Below are 19,458 nucleotides of genomic sequence, written 5' to 3'. Positions count from 1 at the left end.
AGGAAAGCTTTACATGTCTGTCTTTCCTTCTGTACTATCGGATTGAACTTCTTTAATAGAGAGCATTAGCATCATGATAGCTACAAACCAGTGGATGAAAAAACCACTCGGAACGACCGTTTGTAAACTGTCCATAATAATGAAGAAAATAGTAGGCAATGTGATACTATAGGCTGCTAAGCGAAATAACTGACCATACCGAAGTGGTTTTCCAGCTAGGTTTTTTAAGGCAAGACCGATTAATGCCAAAATGGTCACTTCAATAAATTTCATAGCCGTTGAGAATAAATAAATGATGATCAATGTTATGGGAAGCATCACAGGTAGAAGGGAATCTAGTGAGTTAATTATGGATAAAAGATCTTCTTTTGTGACAGCAGTGTCTCCCAGCATTGAATAGGGAAAGGATTGTGTTTGACCTGTAATTGTGTACGTTATTTCATTTTTTAAGAAAAAAATCGTATTGTCGGATCGCGAAACATCAGCTTGATCAAGAGTTCCCGTACCGTCAAAAACAACGGTCAAATCCCCGCTTTTTATAGTAATTGGTGCATTTTCCTCTACTACTAATTCACCATTTTCTATTGTAAATGAAGGTATTTCACTTGTAATGGTATCTTCAACCGCGTTAAATCCTGCCATCATAGAAGTGCTGAAGTAATAGATACTTGGAAGGACGGAAAGAAGGGTCAGGAAAAAAACATAGAATATCGTTTTTCCTGTTCCTTGTTGTCGAAATCCTGCGATGTTTCTTGGCGAATAAAGACTTACAATTAGCTGTTTAAATATATTCATTATGCACACCCCTGTAAAAATTCACTTCTTATTGTAACCTTCTCCAATTAAATTGTACAATTTAAAGAAAAGTAGGGAATTATTGAGATAATAGAGGCATTTCAATCGTATAACAAATGAGAAGTGTTATTAAGGAGGCTGCTGATGGATTATGTATATTGGGGTTTAATTATCCTTTTATTTATTGTGGCGTTTGTTGGGTTGGTGTATCCAGTCATACCAAGTGTCTTATTTATTTTCGCTGGGTTTATTTTGTACGGCTTTTTGTTCTCGTTTTCTGCTTTTAATTGGATTTTCTGGCTAATTCAAGGGTTATTTGTACTCTTGTTATTTGGGGCTGATTATATCTCCAATATAATAGGCGTGAAAAAGTTTGGCGGCTCGAAAGCGGGAGTTTGGGGAAGTACAATCGGTTTACTAGTAGGACCGTTTATTATCCCTTTTTTGGGGATTATTCTTGGACCCTTCATCGGTGCCGTTATAGCGGAGCTGATTGTCCATAAAGTGGAGCTGAAGGAAGCTGTGAAAATTGGCTTTGGCTCTGTTGTTGGCTTTATTAGCAGCGTGGTGACAAAGGGTGCCGTTCAGCTTGTGATGATTCTATACTTTATTTGGGTGATCTAATAATTGTCGAAGAGGGTGCTCTATGGCACCCTCTAGAATTCTAGATGAATTACTAATTAGTTAATACCACAGATTTCTTTACTACAGTGCTGGCAATCAACTTCTTGTCTTAAATAAGCTAAGTTTTTAACCGTAAAACGTTGATTGTCATAAGTAAGAACGTCCTTTTCACGGAGCTCCTTCAGCATCCGCTGGATGACTTCCCGTGTACCAAACGTTAAATTAGCTAGCTCTTGATGGGTAATAGGTAAATCAATCAGGATTCCGTTTTCAGTTACAATACCATAGTTATTGCATAATCTAATTAGAATCGAATATAAACCGCCTTTTTTTCCATTCATGATTAAATCTTGACATTTTATCTGTGATTTTACATACCGTACACTTAGCCAATTGGTTAGTGCGCCAAGTACATCTGGTTCTCTTAAGGCATATTCCTCTAGCTGTGATTTTTTTATGACTAGCATTTCACAGTTTGACATTGTTTTTGCGAAAAAATGATAGGTAGGCCTTTTTTTGAATAATTCATACTCAATAATTAGTTCTTCACCGCTTAATATTTTGAGTATAAATTCCTTTCCTTTTACATGAACACGTCCAACAGATACACTCCCGTTAAGGAGAAGGTAAATGTTCTCAACCTCCTCTTTTTCTTGGAAAAGGTAAGCGCCTGCTGGGAATTTTTGAATAGGTTCTTTATCAATAAAATACTGAATTAATAGACTATAAAGGGAAATGTTTAATTCCTTTACTTCAAACATAGCTGTTACACCCCTTTTTTCTTCTAATTTGATTAAAGCAAAAAACCGCTTTCTATTCAATTACCATTTGTCAAATATTGGAAGTTAAAATAGGAAGATATGACTAATATCGTTGACAGATGGCTAGTTGGGACATTCTTGACAATTTTTCGAATTTTTATCGAAGGAATCAATATATTAAAATAATGATGAAGAAAGGGTCTATTAATGACCTATAGAACGGTCATATGAATAGAAAAGGATATTTGTGTTAAAAATGAATGCGTATTATTTGATAATAATTAGTTGAATTTGGTAATCTAATATTAGTTCTTTAGTGTTTATGAATTTTTTGTGAACAGAATCTAAAGAAAATAAAAAAGTTATTTGGAGGAATTAATAATGGCATTTGAATTACCACAATTACCGTATGCATATGATGCTCTTGAGCCTCATATTGACAAAGAAACGATGAACATTCACCACACAAAGCACCACAACACATATGTAACGAACTTAAACAATGCTCTAGAGGGCAACAATGAGCTTCTTTCTAAATCTGTTGAAGAAGTGATTGCCAATTTAGATGCGGTTCCTGAAGCTGCACGTACTGCTGTCCGTAATAATGGCGGTGGACATGCTAACCACTCATTATTCTGGCAAATCCTTTCACCAAATGGCGGTGGAGAGCCAACAGGTGCAATTGCTGATGCAATTAACAGCAAATTTGGTAGCTATGAAAGCTTTAAGGATGAGTTTGCAAAAGCAGCAACAACTCGTTTTGGTTCAGGCTGGGCTTGGCTTGTTGTAAACAATGGCAGCCTTGAAGTAACTAGCACTCCAAATCAGGATTCTCCATTAATGGAAGGCAAAACACCAATTCTTGGACTTGATGTTTGGGAGCATGCTTACTATTTAAAATATCAAAACCGTCGTCCTGAATATATTAATGCATTCTTTAATGTGATTAATTGGGAAGAAGTTACAAAACGCTACGAAGCAGCAAAATAATAAAGTTACATCTGATTTAAGCGTAAGACCGGCAGAAGAGAAAAATTCTGTCGGTCTTTCTATGTTTTTTGAATAACGAGTGCTGTTTTGTAAAGACTACCCCATAGAGACAAAAGGGAGTTTTTCTATGAGCACATTAAAAAAACATTTGATTGGTGATATTGAACTTACGAAGGATTTAACCCTTCTGCTGCTTATAGGCGGCTTATATTCCTTGAGTGTTGCCCTGTCTAATACATTCGTAAATATTTTTTTGTGGAAACAGACAGGAAAGCTGCTGGATATTGGCTTTTATAATCTAGCGGTAACAGTAGCGCAGCCATTTACATTTATTCTTGCCGGCAGATGGGCAAAGAAGATAGACAGAGTGATCGTTTTAAGGATCGGCGTCATCTTTCTCGCCCTTTTTTATTTAAGTGTGCTAGGTTTTGGTGCATCAGCCTCAAAGTATTTATTAGTCCTTGGGACACTCTTGGGCATGGGTTATGGGTTTTATTGGCTTGCCTTTAACGTACTAACGTTTGAAATAACGGAGCCAGAAACAAGAGATTTTTTTAATGGTTTCCTTGGTATTCTTACCTCCGCTGGTGGAATGATTGGTCCGTTTGCAGCCGGATTTATTATTTCTAAATTAGAAAAATTCAGCGGTTATTCCATCGTTTTTGGGATATCATTAGGTCTGTTTGCCTTGGCCGTCTTTTTAAGCTTCTCATTAAAAAGGAGACCGGCAAATGGAAAGTATTGTTTTAAGCGGATTATGTCAGAGAGAAAACACAATCTTAATTGGAAAATGGTCACAAATGCGCATTTTTTCCAAGGTCTCCGTGAAGGTATCTTTGCCTTTATGATTTCAGTGCTTGTGTTTCTTTCAACTGGAACTGAAATGGCTTTAGGAACCTATGGGCTTATCAATTCAGGAGTGTCCTTTCTCGCGTATTTTGCCGTATCAAGGTTAATAAAAAAAAATCAGCGTTTAAAATCCATTCTAATCGGAGGTTTGCTGTTGTATGCAGCCATTTTTCTCATTGCCTTTGATGTCACCTACACTAAATTACTTATCTATGCTGCTACGATAGCAATAGCCTATCCGCTTCTATTAGTACCCTATCTTTCGATTACCTATGATGTAATCGGAAGCGGCTGGAAGGCTGCTGAAATGAGAATAGAATACATAGTTGTTCGAGAAGTTTTTCTAAATGCGGGTAGAATTGTTTCCATTCTTCTCTTTCTTATTATGGTAAAGATGATGGATGCAAAGGAAGGCTTGCCTATTCTTTTTCTTGCCTTGGGGGCTGGCCATAGCTTGATTTATTTGTTCATTAGACGTGTTCAATTAAACCTGCCGCAAAGAAAACAAAAAGAGGCTTAGAAGCCTCTTTTTTTGTGTAAACGCTTAGAAGCAATTACCAAAAAGAATTGGGTTTTTTAGTGGTATTCTAATCGTTTTTCTTTTACTATAAAGAATGATGAGTATGGTCTAGTAGAGGAAGTGTGGTTCACATTGAATAATAAAAAGAAGAAAAAGAAAAAGACTCAGGTACCTTTTCGTCTTAATATGCTGTTTTTTATTGTGTTTTTATTATTTTCGGTCTTAATTCTTCGACTAGGGGTTGTCCAAATTGTCTATGGTGAAGACTATAAAAGGGAAATCGAACGAACCGAGGATGTGACTGTTAATAACCCGGTACCAAGAGGGAAAATGTTTGATACGAATGGAAAAATTGTCGTCGATAATGTTCCAGAAAATGCCATAACCTATACGAATAATGGTGTTAGTCAAACGGAAATGCTCGAGGTTGCGGAAAGACTAGCGAAATTAATCCATAAAGATGCCGACAAAGTCACAGAAAGAGATATGAAGGATTATTGGATCATTAAGAATCCAAAAGAAGCAGAAAAAAAGGTTCCTGAAAAAGAGCTGGAGGAACTAAAAGTCAAATATGAAGACGAGGAATATGATAGTAAGGTTTATAAATTAACCCTCGATCGAATTACAGAAGCAGATTTAAACAGCTTATCTGAACAGGATATAGAAATTATTGCCATCTACCGTGAATTTGTAAGTGGTTATAAATTCACTCCACAAATCGTCAAAAATAAGGATGTCACACCAGAAGAATTTGCTGTTGTAAGTGAAAATCTTCAGCTTCTTCCAGGAGTAGACACAACAACCGATTGGGAACGCTCGTATGCTTATAGTGATACATTACGATCTGTCCTTGGTGGGGTGACAACCTCTGATAAAGGGCTGCCAGCGGAAGAAATAGATTATTATCTATCAAGAGATTACAGTCGCAATGACCGCGTTGGTACAAGCTATCTTGAAAAGCAGTATGAGGATGTACTACATGGACAAAAAGCCAAGGTGAAAAATATTACCGATCAGTCTGGTGAAATTGTTAGCACTGAAGTGATTACTGAAGGTCAAAGAGGGAAGGACCTTGTATTAACGATTGACATGGATTTACAGCTGGCGGTTGAACAGATTATTGAACAAGAGCTTTGGGCAGCAAAATCATTCCCAGGAACAAATTTATTGGACCGTGCTTACGTTGTATTAATGGATCCTCATACTGGTGAAATTAAATCGTTAGCAGGTAAGAAGATTGTAAGAAATGAGGAAACAGGTAAAACCGTAATGCAGGATGATGCACTAGGTACGTTCACCACAACCTATAATGTCGGCTCTGCTGTTAAGGGAGCAACGGTGTTAACCGGCTTTCAGACAGGTGTGATTAAGCCGGGTTCAAGCTTTTATGATGCACCGTTGTATATCGCAGGTACACCGCCGAAAAAATCTTGGAAATCCTTCGGTTCGATTAATGATGTGAATGCCTTAAAATATTCATCGAACGTCTATATGTTTCTGACGGCGATCAAAATTGGTGAAGGCCGTTATGTTCCACATGGGTCACTTCCTATAAACACCGATGCGTTTAATACGATTCGTCAGCATTTTGCCCAGTTTGGACTTGGAGTTCGGACTGGAGTTGATTTACCTGGTGAGCAAAACGGATTTAAAGGTTCTAGTACATTGCCAGGTCACTTAATGGACCTTGCGATTGGACAATATGATACGTATTCGGCTATGCAACTTGCTCAATATGTTTCAACGGTAGCAAATGGCGGTAGCCGTATGGAACCGCATATGGTAAGAGAAATTCGTGAGCCGCAGCTTGATAACGAGCTTGGACCCATTGTGCAGGAAATTCAGCCAAAGGTGTTAAATCGCTTAGATTTGGAGAATGGCTGGATTGAACGTGTACAGCTCGGCTTTAAAAAGGTCATGCAGGAGCAGGGTGGGACTGCAAACGGCTTTTTCGGTGGCAAGAGCTATTCACCGGCAGGCAAGACAGGAACTGCTGAATCCTTCTATGACGGTCCGCTCAAAAAATATAAGATGGCTTCCGTCATGAATCTCAGCCTTGTAGGCTATGCACCATCCGATAACCCTGAAATTGCGATGTCTGTGATTGTACCATGGGCATATACAGGAGGAACAGACAACCGTGCTAATTTGAAAATCGGTGAAAAAGTTATGGATGCTTATTTTGAGTTAAAAGCCCAGCGCGCAGCCGGCAATACAACGGATGAGAATTCTAATGCCGATACCGATGAAGAAGCTAAAAATGAGAATAATCAACAATAATTGTGTAGGAATCCTGCTATGTAAATGGCAGGATTTTTTTTTACGAATGTTTATCCGTAAGAACTAATCCCAAGTATTTTCTGCCTTCGACAAATATATACAAGTTTCTGTATATTTACAAAAGCTTAACAAATCATTAAAACCTCGTTAACAGTCAACCTTTAATGTATTACTTGTAAGATAAAACAAAAATAAATGACTGAACAATTAGGGGGAAATGGATCATGAAAAAATTCAAGTACATAGCACTTACTGCTGCTATCTCTGGGGCATTAGCGTTATCAGCTTGTGGACCGCAAAACACAGGAAGTGTAACAGAAGGAAATCAAAATTCACCTGAACATGCAAGCGAAAGCAAGCAATTTGAAGGAACGGTAAATATTGATGGGTCTTCCACCGTATTCCCCATTATGGAGGCTGTTGCAGAAGAATATAATTTAGTTCAACCAGATATGAAGGTGTCGGTAGCTTCTTCTGGTACAGGCGGCGGATTTAAGGCGTTTATCGCTGGGGAAACGGATATTAGTAATGCATCCCGACCTATAAAAGATGAAGAAAAAGAGCAGCTGGAAGAAGCTGGAATTGAATATACTGAATTTGAAATCGCAAAAGATGGTTTATCCATCGTTGTGAACAAGGACAACGATTGGGTTGATTCTTTAACAGTTGAGGAATTAAAGCAAATGTGGGTTGAAGATGGCACAGCAAAAAAGTGGTCTGATATCCGTGAAGAATGGCCTGAAGAAGAAATTAAATTCTATTCACCTGGTACTGATTCAGGAACATATGATTATTTCAATGAAGTGATTTTAGAGGAACAGCCAATTGTTGAAAATGCTACTCTTTCTGAAGATGATAACATCCTTGTGACCGGTGTGACAGGGGATAAAAATGCCATTGGTTTCTTTGGTTATGCTTACTATGCAGAAAACAAAGAGAATTTAAAGGTTGTGCCAATTGACGGAGGTAACGGAGCGGTTGAACCAACAAATGAAACGGTTGAAAGTGGCGAATACTCTCCTTTATCACGTCCATTATTCATTTACGTAAAAAATGATTCAGTGAAAAAAGAAGAAATTTATGACTTTATGAATTTTACATTAGAAAATGCTGGAGAGCTCTCAGAGGATGTTGGTTATGTGAAACTCCCATCGTATGATGATGCCTTATCAACGTTAGAGGACTTAAAATAAACGATAGAAATTTTACATTACCAATAGGAAGTCATTCGCTTAACGTTGACGGCTCTCAACCTGAGCGAATGACCTTTGCTAGTGTCACAAGAAGCACGTCGAAGGGCTTCTCATCTTGTCATGGGGATGAAAGGGGTTTTCATTTTGAGTACGAAGAATCATAATGTGTTGTCTGTCCAAGAAATGATTGTGGAAAAAAGAAAAAGAAGAAAAGCCATCTCAATGGATAGCGTTATGCCTGTAGTACTATTACTAACTGCATGTGTATCGGTGTTAACGACACTGGGTATTTTATTTACACTCTTGTTTGAAACGTTTACGTTTTTTGAACGAGTATCAATTGGTGAATTTTTAACTGGACAGAAGTGGTATCCCTTCTCAGACCCAGGTTCATTTGGAATCTTACCACTCATTTCAGGTACATTGAAGGTTACGCTCATTGCAGTTATCGTTGCTGTTCCAATTGGTTTGGCAACAGCCATATATCTAAGTGAATATGCCTCAGATAGAACTCGCCGCATGATTAAACCGATTATGGAAGTTCTCGCTGGTGTTCCGACCATTGTTTATGGATTCTTTGCTTTAACATTTGTCACACCTATTTTGCGTGAACTGTTTCCTTCAATAGAAATATTCAATGCCATCAGCCCAGGCATTGTGATTGGAATTATGATTACTCCAACGATTGCCTCTCTCTCAGAGGATGCCATGTCTTCTGTACCACAGGCAATGCGAGAAGGAGCACTTGGATTAGGTTCAACAAAACTTGAAGTTGCATTGAAGGTCGTACTCCCTGCAGCCATTTCTGGAATTGTCGCATCGATTGTGTTAGGTGTTTCCCGTGCCATTGGAGAAACGATGATTGTGGCCGTTGCGGGTGGATCAACACCCAATTTAAGCTGGGATATTTCAAGCTCTATCCAAACGATGACCGCTTATATCGTTCAGGTTAGTCAAGGTGATGCTGGTTATGGCACAACAATTTATTACAGTATCTATGCAGTTGGATTTACACTCTTCCTATTTACGTTAGTGATGAACCTACTGGCTCAATATGTCTCTCGCCGTTTCAAGGAGGAATATTAAGATGAATTTAGTCGATCGTGAGCAAGTCAAACAAAAGATGAAATCAAGATTATTTAAGAATGTATTCTTCAAAGGAATATTTCTCCTTGCAACGCTGTTTGGATTATTAGTGTTAGGAACTTTGTTATATCGTGTGGTATCACAAGGGGCAGTATATTTGGATTGGCAATTTTTGAATAGCTTGCCATCGAGGAAACCGGAACAGGCTGGAATTTATACAGCCTTAAATGGAACGATTTGGTTAATGTTCGTTGTTGCACCTGTTTCACTTCTTTTAGGAGTAGGCACAGCTATCTATTTAGAGGAATACGCGAAAAAGAATCGTTTTACAATGTTTATTCAAATTAATATTTCTAATCTAGCTGGCGTTCCATCAGTTGTATTTGGTTTATTAGGCTTAACGATTTTTGTTCGAGCTCTGTCGTTAGGAACAAGCGTACTCGCAGCCGGTCTCACGATGAGCTTATTGATTCTTCCAGTCATCATCGTTGCTGCACAAGAGGCGGTTCGTGCCGTACCTAAACAGCTGCGTGAGGCTTCCTATGGAATGGGGGCGACAAAATGGCAGACAATCGTTCGGGTTGTGATGCCTGCTGCTATTCCAGGAATTCTAACGGGTGCTATTTTAGCTCTTTCCCGTGCGATTGGTGAAACAGCACCATTGGTTGTTTTGGGACTGCCACTTTTCCTTGCCTTCTTACCGAATTCTTTTTTAGATACGTTAACGGTGTTACCAATGCAAATTTATAACTGGACGAGTCGCCCGCAAGTTGAGTTTCAGGCACTTGCTGCTGCTGGCATCCTTGTTTTACTGATTTTGCTGATTGCTATGAATTCCATTGCGGTCATTATTCGTAATAAGTTTCAAAAAAGAATGTAAAAATTACATTGGATGAAGGATCAGGATGAAGGAGGATTTCATATGAATATTACGATTGAAAGAGAATTAAACGTAATCCCGCCCATGGCAAAGGAGGACAAAAAGATTAAACAGGTTGTCTATAAAACAAGTCAATTACATCTTTGGTACGGTGATAATCACGCATTAAAAAATATTGACCTTGATATTATGGAAAATGAAGTGACAGCCATTATTGGTCCTTCTGGATGCGGGAAATCAACCTATATTAAAACGCTGAATCGGATGATTGAATTAGTGCCGATAGTCAGAACTTCAGGTGAAATAAGTTATCGTGGCAGAAATATCCTCGATAAATCCTATGGAGTGGAAGAACTAAGGACAAAAGTGGGAATGGTATTTCAAAAGCCAAACCCGTTTCCAAAATCAATATATGAAAATGTAGCCTACGGGCCTAAAATACATGGTATTCGTGATAAAAAAATTCTTGATCAAATTGTAGAGAAGAGCTTAAGAGGTGCTGCTATTTGGGATGAAGTCAAGGATCGCCTAAAAGAAAATGCCTATGGTCTTTCTGGAGGACAGCAGCAGCGTCTGTGCATTGCCCGTTGCCTTGCGATTGAACCGGATGTGATTCTAATGGATGAACCAACCTCGGCACTTGATCCTATTTCTACTTTAAAGGTAGAAGAGCTGGTACAGGAATTAAAAAAGAAGTTTAGTATCATTATAGTGACGCATAATATGCAGCAGGCTGCTCGTATTTCCGATAAAACGGCCTTTTTCTTAAACGGTGAAGTTATTGAATATGATGAAACAAATCGAATTTTTTCAACACCTACTGATAAACGAACAGAAGATTATATCACGGGTAGATTTGGATAAATGAGGGGAGCAAAAGAATTGGTCGTACGTGGGAAATTTGAAGATGAATTAAAGCTATTGCAGGATAAATTAGTTGACCTAGTTCATTTTGCAGATGATGCGCTAAGGCTGTCTATTGAGGCTTTTGAAACGCATAATATAGATCTTGCCTTACAAATCATGGAGGATGATACGAAAGCAGACATTCTTTATGAAGAAATCAATGAATTTGCTATCCTGCTTATTGCAAAACAGCAGCCTGTTGCGATTGATTTACGCCGGATTATTATTGCGATAAAAATTGCTACAGATATCGAAAGAATTGCAGATTTTGCTGTTAATATTGCAAAATCAACGATTAGGATTGGAAAAGAAGCTCATTTGATGGCGTTAAACAACCTGAAGAAAATGTATGAAATCACTGCTGTGATGTTAAAAAATAGCGTAGCTGCTTATAAAGATGAGAATACCCAACTGGCTAAAAAAGTGGCTGAAATGGATGATGCAGTAGATACATTGTACGGTGAAACGATTCAGGAACTTTTTAAGCTGAGCGGTGAGAAATCTGAAAATCTTAATCACATTACACAGTATCTTTTTATATGCCGTTACTTAGAAAGGTCTGCCGATCATATCACAAATGTAGCAGAGTATATTTTTTATTTAGTAAAAGGAAAACATTATGAGCTTAATAACTAAGAAAGATAAGGAGCAGCTTGGAAAGCTGCTTCTTATCTTTTTGTTGTTTCTTGTACAGAGTTTGTTGGGGAAGGATGTTCTTTTTCCTCAATGTTTATCTTACCTTTTAAATGATTGAATTCCGATTCAGATAAGATGACATAACCTGCTTTTTCCAGTTGTGACTTTGCTGCATCAACTGTCATGGAGTTCTGTTGTCCCCCCTGATCATAATATCCAGCCCCTATTACGGAGGCAGTTAGAAAAATACCGAATGCAAAAGCACGCATACTTCGTTTATTCATATTTTTCTCCTTTGAAGCCATATTCCTTTAAGATGGATTGAACCTCCTTGATGGGTAAGGAGGACTGCCGGGCAATTTGCTCAATGGGTGTTCCTTGTCCTGCTAATGAACGGACTTGGTTTTTAATAATGTCATGGACTGCTCGATTCTCTGACTCTATTTTCGATAGAGAGGGTGACAGTTCAATTTCATTGATAAGAAGCTCCTCTTCTAGTATCTTTAATTTCTTTTTTATTTGATACATCTCCTGAAGTTGATTCATATTTAGCTGGTCTATTTCTTCACGAAGCTGTTTGTAAGGGTCCTTGAGAAAAAAAGACAGAAAAAAAAGAAGTAGTGAAACGCAAAATAAACTGATTAATAGTGTACTCATTCTGTCACCTCATAGTAATAACTGAACAATCCTCATTTTATCATTATCTTTGACAAGATTCGACAATTTCATTATTTCGTCATAATGAAAAAACCTTGAGTGCTTACATTCGACAAAAACCGTTTGTTGTCGGAAGCCCTAATATTTGATACCATTATACAAAATAGTAATTATATTCTGATATTTAATGAATACGTTCTTTTTTAAAAGAGGTGCGCCATGATTGAAGAGATTAAGAAACTGAGAAGTATGGGTCTTTCTTTTCGCAAAATAGCTGATGAGTTACATACAACAGTCGGAAAGGTACAGTATCAATGGAAAAAGTATCAAAAAAGAGAAGAGACATTAAGCGCTGCTAAGAGAAAACCGATAAGAATCGTAAGGAAGGGCACGATTCAGGCCCGTTATCTAAATAAGGGAAGGCTGAACACAAAGGAAAAGGAACATTTAACGGCATGGATACTGTCTGAAAATAAATTGTTCATCTTTTGGAGATTATCAGAAATAAAAAAAGACCTGGTGTTAGCATATTTTGATCAATCTGTTAGTAGCTTTCAAAAAGTTTTAAGGCTATATGATGTCACGGAAACTCCATTTATTAGCAATGAAACGCCCATTCTTGAGGTAAAGTTAGAGGAGGGTCAGGCTGTGTCATTTCTTAAGCAGCCGCAGGATAATCGATGTTACTTGGTTGAAATTGGCATCCTTGTGTCAGGTCATAGATTTTTTCCGTTGCTTCGTTCTAATCAAGTTCATATACCAAAGGGAAGCGCAAAACAGGAGACAGAGGAAAATGAGGTATACTCTAAAAGAGAGCGAACTCCGCAATGGGTAGAGCATGTTAGTACGTATAGTTATTACGAAAGAATCTCAAAAGAGGATGATAGGTCATGAACAACCCTTTTCTATTTAGTAGTACAAGGCAGGATGTTCCATTTCTTCCATATAAGCGTGAAGTTGAATCTGAAAGTATCCCATTATTTTCCATCACAGATACCGTGATCAAGTATTTAATCGACGAAACAAAAGCATTTACGCAGCTGCTTCAGGAGTGGGTTAAATTATCAGGGATGTTAGTAAATCCTTCTGTTACGGAAGGCTATTTGTCACAATGGCGGTGGATGAATGATCTTATAACCGAAGGTGTCAAGCGTACTGTAGCATTATACGAGGGTGCTGAATTGAAGCAAAGGACAGATTTATTAGATGCGGATGAAAATGACCGGAAAGGTAAGCAGAGGAGAATTCTAGTTTTAACTTGGGAATTTCCTCCTCATATTGTTGGCGGCTTATCACGCCATGTCCACGGGCTGACAAAGGCCTTGGCGAAGAAGGGGCATGAAATACATGTTATAACAGCAGGTGCGGGAGATTCGCCAGTAATGGAAAAAATCAATGGTGTCAGCATACATAGGGTAAAGCCGCTCAGTGAAAATGAAGAGGATTTTCTGCTTTGGATCGGTGGATTAAATATTGCTTTAGCAGAGAAAGCAGCCGCTTTAGCAGAAGAATATTCTTTTGATTGTATTCATTCGCATGATTGGCTTGTCGGTGCAGCCGCCGTTTCATTAAAGAAGCATTTGCAGCTTCCTTTAGTTACAACCATCCATGCTACTGAATATGGTCGAAATAACGGTATATATACGGAAATGCAGCGATTTATTCATCAAAAGGAAAAACAACTGGTAGAACAATCTGACCAAGTTGTCGTTTGCAGTGATTTTATGAAGGGGGAGGTTCAGAAGCTTTTTTCAGCGGAAGAAAAAAAGTTAGTAACGATTCCAAACGGGATAGACTGCGATGGCTCGGAGGTTCTTAATCGAGATTTATCTGATGTTAAAATAGATCGTGATTGCCGTATGATATTTTCAATCGGTAGAATGGTGAAAGAAAAGGGGTTTGACACTTTAATTGAAGCCGCCGCAGCTTTAAAGGCGAAGCGCATAAATGTATATTTTATTATTGCTGGTAAAGGTCCAATGCTTGAGGAGTATCGTCGCCGAGTTATTGAAATGCAGCTAACAGATAGGGTCCGTTTCATTGGATTTATCGATGAAGAAAAGCGTAATGCGTTGTTACAGCTCGCGGAAATAGCGATTTTTCCAAGCCTTTATGAGCCATTTGGAATCGTTGCTTTAGAAGCGATGCAGGCTGGAAAACCGACTATTGTCTCCAATACAGGTGGATTAAAAGGAATCATTCAACATTTAGAGACAGGTATGCTAATAGAGCCGGCTGGTGAAAATATAGTGGAGGGGATTATCACGCTTTTAGAAGACCCTGATTTAGCGGAAAGAATTGGAAAAAAGGGTAAAGAACTCGTTCTAAGCCGGTATAACTGGGATATCGCGGCGCTAGAAACAGTGAAGCTATATGATCATATCCTGAATGCCAAAAAACACCACCACTTAAGCGCAAGCTTTTTAAAATCACACTAGCATTTCCAAATAAAAAATGATATTATAGAAAAGTCGTATGAACGAACGAGCTTTATATAGTTTGGAGGGAAATTAACATGCGTGTGAATATTACGTTAGCTTGCACTGAGTGTGGAGACCGTAACTATATTTCAAAAAAGAATAAACGGAATAATCCAGATCGTCTTGAGCTGAAAAAATATTGCCCAAGAGAAAAGCGTACAACTGCACATCGTGAAACAAAATAAGCAGCGGGATATCCTGCTGCTTTTTTTTGTTCCTTTTAATTAAATGTTCTCATTATATGCGAAAGGAAGACTTGCATGATGGAAAAAAATACACTTCGTCAAAAAATGAAAGAAACATTGCACAGAATATCTAAACCGCTTTATGAACATTACTCCTATCAGATTGCGCAAACGCTGTATGACGACCCATTATGGAAATCATCACAAACGATTGGTATTACGATTTCCAATCCGCCTGAAGTTGATACATATCAAATTATTCGTAAGGCATGGGATGAAGGGAAGACAGTTGTTATCCCTAAATGCTTGCCAAAGGAAAAACAAATGAATTTTCGGATTCTTGAGCGCTTTAATCAGTTAGAGTCTGTCTATTTCAGTTTGCTTGAGCCAATAGAAGCCAGCACGACAAGGGTAGACCCAGAAGAAATCGATCTCCTGATTGTACCTGGACTTGCTTTTACGATGGAAGGCTATCGATTGGGTGTAGGCGGGGGATACTATGACCGCTTTCTGCAAAATTATCATGGGAAAACCGTGTCGCTTGCTTTTCGAGAGCAGATGGTCAATCAACTCCCGAAAGAGCCACATGATATACCGGTTGAGAAAATTATCACGTACGAAGGGAACGAAATGAATCCATGACGATCGTTATTGTTCTCAGTATTTTAACAGCAGCCATCCTAGGTTACTATTCTAAATTATTAACCATTACTGGTAGTGCTGCTGCTTTTGTAATCGGAGCTTTGATAACGTTAGGCCTCGGCATAAAAGGATTAGTACTGCTTGGATTATTCTTTGGTAGCTCGAGTGCATGGTCGAAAGTAAAAAGTACAAGGAAACAAAGAGCAGAAGAAATTCTTGTTAAAGGCTCCCAGCGAGACTGGCAGCAGGTTTTTGCTAATGGTGCTCTTGCGGCCTTTTCAAGTGCGATGTATTACTATACAAAAGATTTCTTTTGGGTGCTTGGCTTTAGTATTTGTCTTGCTGCTTCCAATTCTGATACCTGGGCATCTGAAATTGGCTCAATGAGTAAAGGCAGGCCGGTGAATGTGAAAACCTTCCAACGAGTTGCTCGTGGAACTTCAGGTGCCATCAGCGTTCTAGGGACCGTTGCAGCAGCGGCAGGCTCCTGTGTTGTTGCTCTTGGAGCGTTTTTGCTTTTTCAATTGCCGTTTAATGAATTCCTGTTTATTCTTATTCTTGGTTTTTGCGGGAATGTTATCGATACTTTACTTGGAGCTTTCGTGCAGGCTGAATATCAGTGTCCCAATTGTGGCTTGAAAACAGAGAAAAAAAAACATTGCGGTCATAGGACAAGGCTCATTAAAGGATTTTCGATTCTGAACAATGATGTGGTTAATTTTCTGTCTGTTCTTATCATTTTATTTGTGAGTATTTTGATTAGTGGCGTAGTTTAAGCCGTTATTCTGTCAATAAAAGTCATTTATTTCCTTATCTTCCATCGGATAATATAGGTTATTTTATCTCACACTAGTGGAAGGAGGGATGATAAATGGGTAGAATTTTATCAATCATATTAATTGGAATGGGTGGATATTTATTATTTCAAAAACGATTTCGAGTTATTAACACAGTCTTAGGTAATTCCATGATGCGGAGGTTTTTTGTTAGATCACTGATGAATATTCCGGCAATAAGAAATCGGATGATGGGTTCTGTTTTTTCACAGGGTCCAAGCCCAATCTAATCACATAGGCTTAGTTAAAGACCCGATTGGGTCTTTTTTTCATATGACATAGAAAGTGGGTATCACTTTACGAACGCTTAAAAATTGCCTATAGTAAAAATAAACTAGTAATGACAGCAAAGAAAGAGGGGGGAAATGTGAGTTTTCGAGAAGATTTTATATTCTGGAGACTGGCGAATTATTTCATCAGTGAGCATGATTATCGAATCATTCAGCTTTCAAAAAGTCAAAAAGAGCTTTGGCTGGAGAAATTGGAAAATAAAGAGTTACAGGTTATTCGGATTCTTCACTATAATTTAGACTGGGGTAATTGGCTTCAGCGGGATATCCAGTTAACCTTAGCGAACGGGGAGAGTATTCGCAAACAGCTACATAAAAGGTCGCTGGATGTTTTAAATATTTATATAACGCCCTATCCTCCTGTTGATGATTATGAAGATTATATTAATAAACCCTTAGTCCATCCAAAGGGAGAAAAAACAAAAATTACTTCGCTTATATGCGACAGACAAACTGATATCAAGCCAATTGAACAGACATTGAATGAGTCGATTCCAATCCTTTGGAAAGAGGAGTATTTGGAGCATGATATCGAAGTTGAAAAACAAGCAGCTTTATCGGCTGCGAGAAAAAAGGTACTATCAGAGAAAGCGCTGTTTGAAAATGGTAAGCCTCGTTTTACCTATTTATTTATTGCCATTCAAATTATTATGTTTCTGCTTATGGAGGCAGCCGGCGGCAGCACGAATTCGTCTGTCTTAATACAATTTGGTGCGAAAGCAAATTGGCTCATTCTAGAAGGAGATTGGTGGCGTCTTTTTACACCTATTTTTCTCCATATCGGTATATTGCATTTACTTATGAATACGCTGGCATTATATTATCTTGGATTAACAGTAGAAAGGCTATTTGGAAACAGTCGATTCCTGTTCATTTATTTATTTGCGGGCATTAGCGGTTCATTGGCTAGCCTTCTCTTTAGTCAAAATATATCGGCCGGAGCCAGCGGTGCCATTTTTGGCTGCTTTGGTGCATTGTTGTATTTTGGCACCGCTTTTCCTAAGCTATTTTTTCGAACGATGGGAACGAATATTCTGATTGTCATAGCGATCAACTTAGCCTTTGGCTTTACCATTTCAGGCATTGATAATGCAGGACATATTGGCGGTTTAATCGGAGGATTTCTTGCGGCGGCGATGGTACACTTACCGAAGCAAAAAAGACCAGCAGTGCAAATCATTACCTTCCTAGCAAGTGCTGCCGTCCTTTTCGGTCTATTTCAGTATACGCAAGAGAATGAAGGTAAATTGATTGATGAGCAATCAGCACTTGTTTTAGCTCAGCAGTATGTAGAGGATGAAGATTATCAACCAGCCTATAGGTTATTACAGGAGTATGATAGTCAAAATGAAAGTACAGCTAATATCCTATTCCTTCTCTCTTTTGTTGAAATAAAACTTAATCATCTAGATGACGCTAAGGCACATTTGCACCAAGCTATTGATATGGAGGCGAATTTTCATGAAGCCTTTTATAATTTATCACTTCTCTATTTGAGTGAAGAGAATTATTTACAGGCCAAAGAATATGCTGAGGAAGCCCATCAATTACAGCCGGAAAATAAAGATTATGACAAGCTGCTCACAAAAATTAATGAGCTGGAATCTGCTGGCGTAGAATCATAGCTTCACCATCTCTTAGCATACTAATGACGAGTAAATGTGATTGGTCCTTAGCCAATAATATTAGGGGGATGGTGCTTCCAATTGGATCAGCTGTAGTACCATCCATTCTTTGGATACCAAGGAAATAATTTTTATAAATTCCCTCCCATAATCGACCCAATATTTTTTTGGTTTCTTGCTCATCAAAGCCTGGAAGCGGTGAATTCTCAAATTGGTACATATCTGTTAAAGGATAAACCGTATAAGCCTTTGCAAGGTCAAAGGTTTTTTCTGCCGTTGAGAGTGTCTGCTTTAGATGCTCCTCAATCATTTGATCTATAATGAATTTCCATTCCTTGTCTTCCTTTCCTTTTGGATAACGAAAGGAATGCAGTTGAGTGAATTTTGATTGAACCACATAAAGTTCATCGTGCGTAATCCTTTGACTACTGGTAATGTTGTTATTGTTATGTAGTTCCGCGTGGTGGAAACTAATCGCTTTAAAATTGGCACTTTCGTGCTGCATTATATTTTTGTCTAAATAAATTTTGTCTTCACCCTTTTTCCATTCCTTTCCTAGCTTTGCTTGTAGGATTCCATTTACATACAAAAAGCTTATATCCTGTCTTAAATATGCCTTGCGGTCTAACAAGGAAGAGGCTTTCCAAAGAATGGCATATCCATTATTTGTATCACCTGCCAAGGAAAGAGCTGTTTCAGCTGAGAGAAAGGAAGCTTCTTGGTCAGGTGGAAAATAAGTAAAGCTTTCAGCTGTTCTGACATAGTTATTTATCATATAAATAGTGATAATGGTAAGCATCATCATAGCTAAAAGATGTATGATTTTATTCAAACCGCCTGCCTCCTTTTCTTTACCAACCTTCCGTAGCTGGGACGGGTTGTCCCATTCATATATATTCAGAAGCGACAAAAAGATGACAAAGCGGTAAGGATAGCTTATTTGCGACAGCCCTTGAGAGGTTAGTCATTTTGCTTTATACTGAGGCTAAATAAGATAGATGGGGAATAATAAGATGAAGACGATTTACGATATTCAACAATATTTAAAGAAGTTTGGCACGATTATTTACATTGGTGAACGGATTGCTGATTTGGAGCTAATGGAAGCGGAGGTCCACGAATTATATCGAGCCCAATTAATGGATCCGCGTGAATATCAGACAGCGGTATTATTATTACGTCATGAAATACAGTTTTTAAAGGAACAACGAAAGGAATAATCA

General features: G+C 38.3%; 22 protein-coding genes. 17 read left to right on the top strand and 5 right to left on the bottom strand.

The window, feature by feature from the left end:
• Positions 1-9: 9 nt before the first annotated feature.
• Positions 10-795, bottom strand: coding sequence for a DUF1189 domain-containing protein (locus tag BQ5321_RS17840; RefSeq protein WP_071395767.1), 786 nt, complete (start codon positions 793-795; stop codon positions 10-12).
• Between the two features lie 144 nt (positions 796-939).
• On the opposite strand from BQ5321_RS17840, the gene BQ5321_RS17835 reads away from it, so the two are divergent.
• A complete protein-coding gene (locus BQ5321_RS17835) occupies positions 940-1,419 on the top strand; it encodes a DUF456 domain-containing protein (protein WP_071395766.1) in 480 nt (159 codons plus the stop codon).
• A 56-nt stretch (positions 1,420-1,475) separates the two neighbouring features.
• Here BQ5321_RS17835 and BQ5321_RS17830 read toward each other — a convergent pair whose 3' ends face one another.
• The gene (locus BQ5321_RS17830) at positions 1,476-2,180 is read right to left on the bottom strand and encodes a Crp/Fnr family transcriptional regulator (RefSeq protein ID WP_071395765.1); all 705 of its coding nucleotides are present in this window, start codon (positions 2,178-2,180) and stop codon (positions 1,476-1,478) included.
• A gap of 381 nt (positions 2,181-2,561) precedes the next feature.
• Here BQ5321_RS17830 and BQ5321_RS17825 point away from each other — a divergent pair, with 381 nt between their 5' ends.
• From BQ5321_RS17825 to phoU, 8 genes are all read left to right on the top strand, one after another.
• Positions 2,562-3,170 carry a superoxide dismutase gene (locus BQ5321_RS17825; protein ID WP_071395764.1) on the top strand — a complete coding sequence of 203 codons (609 nt, stop codon included), beginning with the start codon at positions 2,562-2,564 and terminating at the stop codon, positions 3,168-3,170.
• A gap of 127 nt (positions 3,171-3,297) precedes the next feature.
• Positions 3,298-4,539 carry an MFS transporter gene (locus BQ5321_RS17820; protein ID WP_071395763.1) on the top strand — a complete coding sequence of 414 codons (1,242 nt, stop codon included), beginning with the start codon at positions 3,298-3,300 and terminating at the stop codon, positions 4,537-4,539.
• Positions 4,540-4,725: 186 nt separating this feature from the next.
• Complete coding sequence (locus BQ5321_RS17815; RefSeq protein ID WP_071396973.1) at positions 4,726-6,819, top strand: peptidoglycan D,D-transpeptidase FtsI family protein; 2,094 nt, start codon at positions 4,726-4,728, stop codon at positions 6,817-6,819.
• A 224-nt stretch (positions 6,820-7,043) separates the two neighbouring features.
• On the top strand, positions 7,044-8,012 hold the full coding sequence (locus BQ5321_RS17810; RefSeq protein ID WP_071395762.1) for a PstS family phosphate ABC transporter substrate-binding protein: 969 nt from the start codon (positions 7,044-7,046) through the stop codon (positions 8,010-8,012).
• Between the two features lie 120 nt (positions 8,013-8,132).
• Positions 8,133-9,098 carry a phosphate ABC transporter permease subunit PstC gene (gene pstC, locus BQ5321_RS17805; protein ID WP_071395761.1) on the top strand — a complete coding sequence of 322 codons (966 nt, stop codon included), beginning with the start codon at positions 8,133-8,135 and terminating at the stop codon, positions 9,096-9,098.
• Position 9,099: 1 nt separating this feature from the next.
• Entirely contained in the window at positions 9,100-9,978 is an 879-nt protein-coding gene (pstA, locus tag BQ5321_RS17800; protein ID WP_071395760.1) for a phosphate ABC transporter permease PstA, read from the top strand.
• Between the two features lie 84 nt (positions 9,979-10,062).
• Positions 10,063-10,842, top strand: a complete 780-nt coding sequence (gene pstB, locus BQ5321_RS17795) for a phosphate ABC transporter ATP-binding protein PstB (protein ID WP_139187933.1) — start codon at positions 10,063-10,065, stop codon at positions 10,840-10,842.
• A gap of 18 nt (positions 10,843-10,860) precedes the next feature.
• Positions 10,861-11,520: a phosphate signaling complex protein PhoU gene (gene phoU, locus BQ5321_RS17790; RefSeq protein WP_071396972.1), complete on the top strand. Its 660-nt coding sequence runs from the start codon at positions 10,861-10,863 to the stop codon at positions 11,518-11,520.
• 32 nt (positions 11,521-11,552) lie between these two features.
• On the opposite strand, the gene BQ5321_RS17785 is transcribed toward phoU, so the two are convergent.
• A complete protein-coding gene (locus BQ5321_RS17785; protein ID WP_071395758.1) occupies positions 11,553-11,804 on the bottom strand; it encodes a hypothetical protein in 252 nt (83 codons plus the stop codon).
• Positions 11,797-12,177 (bottom strand): hypothetical protein, encoded by a 381-nt coding sequence (locus BQ5321_RS17780; RefSeq protein WP_071395757.1) that lies wholly within the window; start codon positions 12,175-12,177, stop codon positions 11,797-11,799. The genes BQ5321_RS17785 and BQ5321_RS17780 overlap by 8 nt, the downstream gene beginning before the upstream one ends.
• A 219-nt stretch (positions 12,178-12,396) precedes the next feature.
• Here BQ5321_RS17780 and BQ5321_RS17775 point away from each other — a divergent pair, with 219 nt between their 5' ends.
• The 7 genes from BQ5321_RS17775 (at position 12,397) to BQ5321_RS17745 (ending at position 18,235) form a co-directional block, all read left to right on the top strand.
• A complete protein-coding gene (locus tag BQ5321_RS17775) occupies positions 12,397-13,071 on the top strand; it encodes a DUF4912 domain-containing protein (protein ID WP_071395756.1) in 675 nt (224 codons plus the stop codon).
• On the top strand, positions 13,068-14,615 hold the full coding sequence (locus BQ5321_RS17770; protein WP_234978423.1) for a glycosyltransferase family 4 protein: 1,548 nt from the start codon (positions 13,068-13,070) through the stop codon (positions 14,613-14,615). Before BQ5321_RS17775 ends, BQ5321_RS17770 begins: the two co-directional genes overlap by 4 nt.
• Before the next feature lie 77 nt (positions 14,616-14,692).
• Positions 14,693-14,842, top strand: coding sequence for a 50S ribosomal protein L33 (gene rpmG / locus BQ5321_RS17765; protein WP_071395755.1), 150 nt, complete (start codon positions 14,693-14,695; stop codon positions 14,840-14,842).
• 75 nt (positions 14,843-14,917) lie between these two features.
• Positions 14,918-15,484 (top strand): 5-formyltetrahydrofolate cyclo-ligase, encoded by a 567-nt coding sequence (locus tag BQ5321_RS17760; RefSeq protein ID WP_071395754.1) that lies wholly within the window; start codon positions 14,918-14,920, stop codon positions 15,482-15,484.
• The gene (locus BQ5321_RS17755) at positions 15,481-16,260 is read left to right on the top strand and encodes a DUF92 domain-containing protein (RefSeq protein ID WP_071395753.1); all 780 of its coding nucleotides are present in this window, start codon (positions 15,481-15,483) and stop codon (positions 16,258-16,260) included. Before BQ5321_RS17760 ends, BQ5321_RS17755 begins: the two co-directional genes overlap by 4 nt.
• A 95-nt stretch (positions 16,261-16,355) precedes the next feature.
• The gene (locus tag BQ5321_RS17750; protein ID WP_071395752.1) at positions 16,356-16,550 is read left to right on the top strand and encodes a hypothetical protein; all 195 of its coding nucleotides are present in this window, start codon (positions 16,356-16,358) and stop codon (positions 16,548-16,550) included.
• 137 nt (positions 16,551-16,687) lie between these two features.
• Positions 16,688-18,235: a rhomboid family intramembrane serine protease gene (locus BQ5321_RS17745; RefSeq protein ID WP_071395751.1), complete on the top strand. Its 1,548-nt coding sequence runs from the start codon at positions 16,688-16,690 to the stop codon at positions 18,233-18,235.
• On the opposite strand, the gene BQ5321_RS17740 is transcribed toward BQ5321_RS17745, so the two are convergent.
• Positions 18,201-19,067 carry a hypothetical protein gene (locus tag BQ5321_RS17740; RefSeq protein WP_071395750.1) on the bottom strand — a complete coding sequence of 289 codons (867 nt, stop codon included), beginning with the start codon at positions 19,065-19,067 and terminating at the stop codon, positions 18,201-18,203. The genes BQ5321_RS17745 and BQ5321_RS17740 overlap by 35 nt on opposite strands.
• 181 nt (positions 19,068-19,248) lie before the next feature.
• Here BQ5321_RS17740 and BQ5321_RS17735 point away from each other — a divergent pair, with 181 nt between their 5' ends.
• Positions 19,249-19,455, top strand: coding sequence for a YqgQ family protein (locus tag BQ5321_RS17735; RefSeq protein WP_071395749.1), 207 nt, complete (start codon positions 19,249-19,251; stop codon positions 19,453-19,455).
• Positions 19,456-19,458: the final 3 nt, after the last annotated feature.

This window comes from Bacillus tuaregi (genome assembly GCF_900104575.1).
Classification (GTDB): Bacteria; Bacillota; Bacilli; order Bacillales; family Cytobacillaceae; genus Bacillus_BD; species Bacillus_BD tuaregi.
This window is presented reverse-complemented; position numbering and strand designations above follow the sequence as displayed.